Origin of the sequence: Streptomyces sp. ActVer, from assembly GCF_027270795.1 — a bacterium.
Lineage (GTDB): Bacteria > Actinomycetota > Actinomycetes > Streptomycetales > Streptomycetaceae > Streptomyces > Streptomyces umbrinus_A.
On sequence record NZ_JAPWHT010000588.1, the window covers coordinates 1 to 5,353 of the forward strand.

Annotated in this window: 5 protein-coding genes and 2 pseudogenes; 1 reads left to right on the forward strand and 6 read right to left on the reverse strand. The window is 66.9% G+C overall.

Annotated elements, in window-relative coordinates:
• Nucleotides 1-691, forward strand: a pseudogene (locus O3Q52_RS48170) (hypothetical protein); the annotation flags it as partial.
• On the opposite strand, the pseudogene O3Q52_RS48175 reads toward O3Q52_RS48170, so the two are convergent.
• From O3Q52_RS48175 to O3Q52_RS48200, 6 genes and pseudogenes are all read right to left on the reverse strand, one after another.
• A pseudogene (locus O3Q52_RS48175) lies at nt 675-917 on the reverse strand (cytoplasmic protein); the annotation flags it as partial. The pseudogenes O3Q52_RS48170 and O3Q52_RS48175 sit on opposite strands and share 17 nt — an antisense overlap.
• A gap of 257 nt (nt 918-1,174) precedes the next feature.
• Complete coding sequence (locus tag O3Q52_RS48180) at nt 1,175-2,065, reverse strand: IS3 family transposase (protein WP_269654789.1); 891 nt, start codon at nt 2,063-2,065, stop codon at nt 1,175-1,177.
• Nucleotides 2,066-2,088: 23 nt separating this feature from the next.
• Nucleotides 2,089-2,376 (reverse strand): transposase, encoded by a 288-nt coding sequence (locus O3Q52_RS48185; RefSeq protein WP_060902739.1) that lies wholly within the window; start codon nt 2,374-2,376, stop codon nt 2,089-2,091.
• A gap of 530 nt (nt 2,377-2,906) precedes the next feature.
• A complete protein-coding gene (locus O3Q52_RS48190) occupies nt 2,907-3,884 on the reverse strand; it encodes a DUF1353 domain-containing protein (RefSeq protein ID WP_269654786.1) in 978 nt (325 codons plus the stop codon).
• A gap of 304 nt (nt 3,885-4,188) precedes the next feature.
• Nucleotides 4,189-4,512, reverse strand: coding sequence for a hypothetical protein (locus O3Q52_RS48195; RefSeq protein WP_269654787.1), 324 nt, complete (start codon nt 4,510-4,512; stop codon nt 4,189-4,191).
• Entirely contained in the window at nt 4,509-5,108 is a 600-nt protein-coding gene (locus O3Q52_RS48200) for a DUF2589 domain-containing protein (RefSeq protein WP_269654788.1), read from the reverse strand. Before O3Q52_RS48200 ends, O3Q52_RS48195 begins: the two co-directional genes overlap by 4 nt.
• Nucleotides 5,109-5,353 lie beyond the last annotated feature (245 nt).

The following is a 5,353-nucleotide window of genomic DNA, read 5'->3' on the forward strand; positions in this document are numbered from 1 at the left end:
GGTCCAGTCGATGCTCGACGAGGGCCGTCTGACCCCGGAGGAGGCCACCGCCCATCCCCAACGCGCCCTGCTCCTGATCGCGATACCGCTGCTGCTGGCCGGCAGCGCCCAGGACGACGGGCGCCCCGACAACAGGGGGCTGGCGGCGGGGGACTCGGACACGGTCCTGAACGCCAGCTCGGCCCCCGCCGTCCTCGACGACTACGTGGCCGAAAGCCCCAGTTCGCCCGCGCGCAAGGAGAAGCCGAAGACACCGGCCCCGGCGGTCACCCCCAAGGCCGTCGCGCCCGTGCCATCGGCAAAGACGAGCAGCCCGGCCGCCAAGAAGCCGAAGACCACCCCGAAGCCCAAGGCGGACCCGAAGCCGAACTGGGGCACCAAGACCGTCTACGCGACCAGCGTCCTGCAAGCCGGCCAGTCCTGGAGCACCAACCGCATCCGTTTGGTCATGCAGTCCGACGGCAACCTCGTCGTCTACAACGAGAAGAACAAGCCGATCTGGGCGTCGATGACCTTCGGCCCGAACCACCGGGCGATCTTCCAGGAGGACGGCAACCTCGTCGTCCACAACGGCGACGACCGCCCGATCTGGGCCTCCCGGAGCCACGGCTACGCGAACGCGCAGCTGGTCCTGCGGGCCGACGCCAAGGTGGTCATTCTGCACAACGGCGGAGTCATCTGGTCCACCTGACCCGGTCGGAGGCCGGCCAGACGTACGGCAGGTCATCGGGGACGTCCGGGAAGAACGGCGTGTAGACCTCCGGCGCCTTGCGCACCAGCGCCGACCGGTGACTGCGGTTGAAGGCGGCATCCCCCAGCCAGGGCGGGAGCTCGCCCTCACCGGCGAGCTCCTCCTGGACACATACGGCCGCGCCGGGTCGGTGCGCGCCGAAGTCGGTGACGAGCGCAGCGGCGCAGGGGTGTCGGCGCGCCCCTCCGCCACCCACATCATGGTCTGCACGTCCAGTCCTTGGCTTGCTCCTCGGGCTGAAGCCCGAGGATTCTGGCCTTCTCGATCGTTGCTGTGCCGCTACGCGGCACGGGCTTGGGTCGGGAATCCGTGGCTTCCTGTTTCTTCGCGCTGTGCCGGGATTGCTCCTGGTCTTACCGGCGCTCCGCAGGCCGACACCGCCAGTCCGGCTGAAGTTCCCCCCGCGAACTGGACAGCGGGTGTTTACGCTGCCGGGACGAGGTTCTGCCTGAGCAGGGATCTCGTTTCGAGCGGGGTGACGTACCCGTAGGCGGGGTGCCGACGGAGCCGGCTGCGGTTGTACTCAACCTCGACGTAGCGGAAAACGTCGGCCCGGGCGGCCTCGCGGGTCTCCCACACGGTCGTCCCGATCTCCGCTTTCAGGATGGCGAACCAGCTTTCCGCGGCGGCATTATCGTAACAAGAGCCGACGCGCCCCATCGACTGCCTCATGAGCAACTTGCGTATTTCGCTGCGGAATTCGTCACTCGTGTACTCGCTGCCGCGATCCGTGTGCATGACGCAACCGTGCTCCAGGCCGCCACGCCCGGCCGCCATCCGCAAGGCGGCGACCGGCAGCTCGGCGCGGTGGTGGTCGGCCATCGCCCAGCCGACCACCTCCCGCGTCGCGAGATCGATGCAGGTCGCCAGATACAACTTCCCTTCCAGCGTGCTGAGTTCAGTCATGTCGCCGACGAGCCGCATCCCGGGCCGGGGCGCGGTGAAGTCCCGGCCGATCAGGTCGGGTGCGAACACCGCCCGCTTCGCCTGCCGGGTCAGGCCCCGCCGCCGGCGGCGGGTGATCCCGGCGATCCGGTGCTTGCGCATCAGCCGCTCGACCTTCTTGGAGTTCACCACCCGCCCGGCCCGCCGCAGGGCGGCGTGGATCCGCGGGGCCCCGTAGGCACCGCGAGATCCGGCGTGAAGCACCCGGATCTCGCCCACCAGCACCTCCTCGGCCCGCTCCCGCACCGTCCGGGCCGGCCGTGACGCCCTGTGCGCGCAGTAGGTGGAACGGGGCACTCCCAGCACACGGCACAGAAACGCAACGCTGTGACCTGCAGGGTTACCCTCCGATGCCTTCTCCGCATCGATGAAACGACACCGTGCCGCGGTGTCTACCTCATCTTGTCCTGAGCGAAGAAGGCGGTCGCTTTTCCCAGAACCTCGATCGTGGCCTCCTGCTCGCGAACCTTCCGCCGCAGCCGGACCAACTCCTCACGCTCCGCAGTGGTCAAAGCCCCGGCGGGCCCCTCACCGCGGTCGACCTTCGCCTGCTTCACCCACCCGCGCAGCCCTTCCGGACTCACGCCCAGATCCCGCGCGACCTCGGTGACCGTCTTCTCCGAGGACAACGCCAAGGCGACCGCGTCCCGCTTGAACTCGGCCGTGTACCGCTTGCTCATGTTGCTCTTGTTACTCACTACCTGTGACTGCTTCCTCCGGGACCATCCGTCCCAGTATCGAGCTGTCCGGCCGGCAGGGGGAACCTCACCAAGGGCTACCCCCACATCTCCAGCCAACAGAGACGGAAGTCGGGTGACCTCACAGTCGAGGCAGGCGCAGATGAGGGCGTAACCGGCAGGTGCTTCTCGAATCAGAAGGGATCGGGACACCCTTGCCAATCAGCACAAGGAGAAACTCCGCGGCGTACGCGGCATCGACGACCAGCTGTGGAAAGACTTCGAGACCGCCACTGCACGGAGGAACACCGACCGATCCGCCGAACTGCGCCGCTACATCGAGTGGTACGTCGGCAGACCCGACACCGACCTCCCCCAACGCCCCGAGCCCCCTGCAGCGCAGCCGGTCGACTGACGTACGGTCCCGCCACCGGTCTGGGCCGCTCATACGGCGCACCGTCCGAGTGAACCCGTGACAGTGTCATCCGTCCTGGCCCACTCATCCGCTGGATGATGGTCGGGCATGGCCTTAGCTAGGTCTTGGCGGTGAAGGCGGCGAATACGAGCAGCGCCACCAGTGTCGCGATGCCCGTCAGTGCGAGGGCCACCGGCTTCGGCATCCACGTCATGACCCACTCCACGAGCTGGTAGATCCCGGTGATGAAGAGCAGCACGACGGTGCCATACAGCAGCACCCCCATGCTCACTCCCACGACCGCGCCGGCGATCCAGAAACGGCCCCAGGGCGGCGCCAGCACTAGCGGGATCACGACCGCGCCCGACAGCCCGCCGACGAGCTCGTAGTACCACGGCCGGTCGCCCATCCAGGGAAGACTCGGGAGCTCGTAGCGCGGCCGGTCGCCCATCCAGATAAGACTCGGGATGCGGATCGCGACGTCGATGAGGTCGAAGAACGCCCAGACGCCCAGAGCTGCGACCGCCCCGAGAGTTAGGACCACGAACGGGCGGTAACGCCACTTCCATTTCGCCGATCTCTCGCGGTCGAGCATCGTCGCCATCGTCACCGCCGACCAGATCAGCCACCGCCGGATCAGCTTGGTGCCGGCGTCCGCCATCGCGTCGCGCAATACGCGGTCGGCCTCCACACGCGACACGGTGTGGTTGTTGGTTGACGTGTACTCCTTATTGCCCGGCGGGTGGATCAGTCCGTCGTGCAGCAACGTGGCCGGAAGGTGCTCCCCGGTCTTCGGCACGAGCCAGGTGAAGAGCGTCGGCACCGAGGTCAGGTCGGTTCTCCAGGTGCGGGTCTCCCGGGGGACCAGGAGCTCGCCGAGGTGCCGATCCCTGTAGGCGATGCGGCGCACCATCCTGAAACGCTCGCGGCCCTCGTCGGTGCACCGGACCAGCTCGATCAGGGCCGGGGAACCAAAGCGAGCCTTTTCTCCCCCTTGCCCCTCGACAGCATCGACGCCACCGTCGTAGAACCGGAGCGGCTGCGGGATGAACGGGAAATCGGGTTCGATCCCAGAGAAGTCGTCGTCCGCGGACATGTGTGCCTCCCTCTCACCACACGGGTTCGTAACCCTTCTCTTCCGGCGAACGGCTGCCGGTATCGGCCTCCCGGCAATCTGTCACCCAAGCACCCTCACCAAGGTCCTCCACCCGTGGTTCGGCGAGCCCGCGCGACCCCGGACCGAGTTCGGGAGTTTCTTCACCGGCACTCCTGGCTCACCAACACGGGTGACGCCCTCGTAAGATCACCGCGGTTTGCGGCTGGTGATCGGTCCTCGGACCTGGCAGGGCGGGGCAGCTCCGGCGTGCTGGTTGCCTCGGCGAGTGCGAGTCGACCGCCCTTCAGCCCGGCCCTTCATTCGGAGGGACAGGATCGATGTCCTCTCCGTTCCACTTCAGGACGATCGTCGACAGATGTGCGGCGGGAACGTCCATGAGTTCCCTGGGGGTCACGCGGATCTCCACGTCGTCCGCGCCGACGTCCACGATCACGCACTTCACCTCGATCGTGACCTCGGGCAGTGTCATACGAGGCACCCGCGCCTCACGCAGGAGCGGTTCGGCCGCGTACTTACGGGCGACTTCCACGGAGGCGAGATCGCTGTGGGCCCTTCCACACACCAGGCCGGCTCCGAGCCCTCCGACAAATTCCGACAGGCGGGTCATTCCGTGATCTTCTCCTGGATCATCGACTCCAGGATGCCGAGCACTTTCGCCATGCCTCCGGGCAGCTCCTCCTGAACGGCACGGGCCTTGACCCCCATGGAATACGAACGGGTGTCCTTGCTCCCTTCCTTGGTGTCGCGCTGATAGGCGAAGCTCGCCTTGATACGGGCCGACCCCCATCCCCAGGATGCCTCGGCGTCGGCGTCGACGCCCACCTTGATCTGCTCGTCCACCTGCCGGAACTGCACGGAGTCGATCTTCGCGAGGAAGTCGATGTTCACCTCGTCGATCCGCAGATACGGAATGGGCAGGATGGCCAGCAGCGGCACGGTCAGCGAGGCGGGTTTCTCCTCCACACCGTTGCCGTCCGCCGTGGCCACCTGCTTCTTGTAGCTGAAGGTCACGGTCGCGGGTTCGCCGGTCGTCGTGTCGCCCGGGGTCACGCCGCCCGCCGGCGGTTGGCGGAATCCCACCTGCTTGACGAAGTTCACCGTCGCCAGAGCGGACTGCACCTGCGCGTGTACGGCGGCCACCATCGGACCCCCGATGAGACTTTCGAAATTCAGCGATGACAGCTCGCTACCCGGATCCGGCATCGTTCCTCCTTGTTGTCGTTGAAAGGCCGTGGCGTCCCGTGCGCTGACGCGCGGAATACAGGCCGCCGTACCCCCTGAGGCCGCTCTGTCAGATCAGCTGCTTCAGGAAGAACCTTCCGTGGGTGACTGGCCCATGCCTGCGGAACGGCCTGAGTACCTCATCCCGCACCCGGGTTCGACGTAATTCGGGGGTTCTAGAGGTTCAGCCAGGGTGAACATGCAGGTCGCGGCGCTTCAGTTCGCTG

What these genes read in the sequence shown, in the direction of transcription:
- O3Q52_RS48185 (WP_060902739.1), bottom strand. Translation starts at nt 2,376, where the DNA reads ATGAGCAAGCGGTACACGGCCGAGTTCAAGCGGGACGCGGTCGCCTTG.
- O3Q52_RS48190 (WP_269654786.1), bottom strand. Translation starts at nt 3,884, where the DNA reads ATGTCCGCGGACGACGACTTCTCTGGGATCGAACCCGATTTCCCGTTC.
- O3Q52_RS48195 (WP_269654787.1), bottom strand. Translation starts at nt 4,512, where the DNA reads ATGACCCGCCTGTCGGAATTTGTCGGAGGGCTCGGAGCCGGCCTGGTG.
- O3Q52_RS48200 (WP_269654788.1), bottom strand. Translation starts at nt 5,108, where the DNA reads ATGCCGGATCCGGGTAGCGAGCTGTCATCGCTGAATTTCGAAAGTCTC.